We start from the raw sequence: 2128 nt of genomic DNA, 5'->3' as shown, positions 1-2128 counted from the left end.
CGACGCTGCTGGAGGCAGCAGAGCTATTGCCGGCAGCGTCGGTAATCACCGCGGCGACGCTATAGTCACCATCGGTGAGTGCATCGCTCGGGATCACCACCGTGGCGCTGCCATTGGAGGCGTCGTCCGCCGTCACGGTATACGTCACGTCGTCCGCGTTGTCGATCTGCAGGGTTATGGTGTCACCGGCCTGAGTGCCGGCAGTCAGACCAACGCTAGTCTGAACCCCGTCGGACAGCTCAGCGGCGTTGACGATGTTATCTGAAGCCTCGGCGATTGCCAGCGTCGGGGCATCGGTACCGGCGTCACCGCCAGGACTAGTAGTATCCACGCTCAGTTCAAAGGCTTCGCTTGGATCCGAGGTATTATCGGCGGCATCAGTCGCAGTGACCGTCAGGCTATGGCTGCCCTCGGCCAGCGGGTCGGTCGGGGTGAAGGTCCAGGTGCCACTCCCGTTCGCTTCGACGGTCCCCAACTCGGTATCGCCATCAAATATCGCTACCGTACTGCCCGCCTCTGCGCTACCGGAAAGCGTCGGAGTGGTATCGTCGGTGCTGTCTCCGTTGGAAACCGGCCCGGTAACGTCGCCTTCACTATCCACGACGTCCGAAATGGTCGGTGCGGCCGGCGGCTGGGTGTCATTCAGAGAAGTATCCACAGTGGTCGTTGCCTGCGAACTGGTATTGCCCGCCGGGTCTGTCGCAGTCGCCGTGACCACGGTGTCGTTTGCCAGCGGAGCATCCGGGGCCACCGACCAGTCACCGGTCGTTTCGTCCGCCGTGGTCGTCAGATCCGGACTGCCGTCACCGTCGACGTCGAGTTCGATCGTGCTCCCGGGCTCGGCGGCCCCACTGATCACGGAGCCGTCGGTAGGGTTGATAACAGGCGCGTCTGGCGCGCTGATATCCACAATCAACTCGAAGGCGGGGCTTGGGGCAGAAACGTTGCCGGCAGGGTCGGTCGCTGTGACCGTCAGGCTATAGTTGCCCTCGGCCAGCGGATCGGGCGGGGTAAAGGTCCAGTTGCCGCTACCGTCCGCCTCGGTGGTGCCCAGAACGGTGCTGCCATCTAGGATCGTCACCGTACTGCCCGCCTCAGCGGTGCCGGACAGCGCTGGGGTAGTGTCATCGGTACTGTCACCGCTAGTCAGTGCTCCGGTGACGTCACCTGCATCGTCCTGAACTTGTCCAATGCTCGGCGCTTCAGGCGCGGCAGCGTCCACAGTGAAGCCAACGCTATCGGACGTTACAGAGCGATTGCCGGCAGCGTCAGAAATCACCGCCGTCACGCTATAGTCGCCATCGGTGAGTGCATCGCTCGGTATCACTACCGTGGCGCTGCCATTGGAGACGTCGTCCGCCGTCACGGTATACGTCACGTCGCCCGCGTTATCGATCTGCAGGGTAAGGGTGTCACCGGCCTGGGTCCCGGCAGTCAGACCAACGCTGGCCTGAACCCCATCGGACAGCTCAGCAGCGTTGACGCCATCCGCGGCCTCTGCAATCGCCAGAGTCGGGGCATCGGTACCGGCGTCGCCGCCAGGACTAGTAGTATCCACGCTCAGTTCAAAGGCGTCGCTCGGCTCTGACGTATTGCCGGCGGCATCCATCGCTGTGACTGTCAGGCTATGGTTGCCCTCGGCCAGCGGATCGGGCGGGGTAAAGGTCCAGTTGCCGCTACCGTCCGCCTCGGTGGTTCCCAGAACGGTGCTGCCATCCAGGATCGTCACCGTACTGCCCGCCTCAGCGGTGCCGGACAGTGCTGGGGTAGTGTCATCGGTACTGTCACCGCTAGTCAGTGCTCCGGTGACGTCACCTGCATCGTCCTGAACTTGTCCAATGCTCGGCGCTTCAGGCGCGGCAGCGTCCACAGTGAAGCCAACGCTATCGGACGTTGCAGAGCGATTGCCGGCAGCGTCAGAAATCACCGCCGTCACGCTATAGTCGCCATCGGTTAGTGCATCGCTCGGTATCACTACCGTGGCGCTGCCATTGGAGACGTCGTCCGCTGTCACGGTATACGTCACGTCGTCCGCGTTATCGATCTGCAGCGTAATGGTGTCACCGGCCTGGGTGCCGGCGGTCAGACCGACGCTGGCCTGAACCCCATCGGACAGCTCAGCAGCGTT

1 protein-coding gene is annotated in these 2128 nt (G+C 63.1%); it reads right to left on the bottom strand.

Going from position 1 to position 2128, the window contains the following annotated elements; translation table 11 throughout:
* The coding region (locus JF545_RS19775; RefSeq protein WP_206944873.1) for an Ig-like domain-containing protein at positions 1-2128 on the bottom strand (2128 nt) is incomplete at both ends.

This window comes from Halomonas litopenaei (assembly GCF_017303055.1).
GTDB lineage: Bacteria > Pseudomonadota > Gammaproteobacteria > Pseudomonadales > Halomonadaceae > Halomonas > Halomonas litopenaei_A.
The sequence above is the reverse complement of the archived record's forward strand: the minus strand, read 5'-3'. Positions and strand labels throughout refer to the sequence as shown.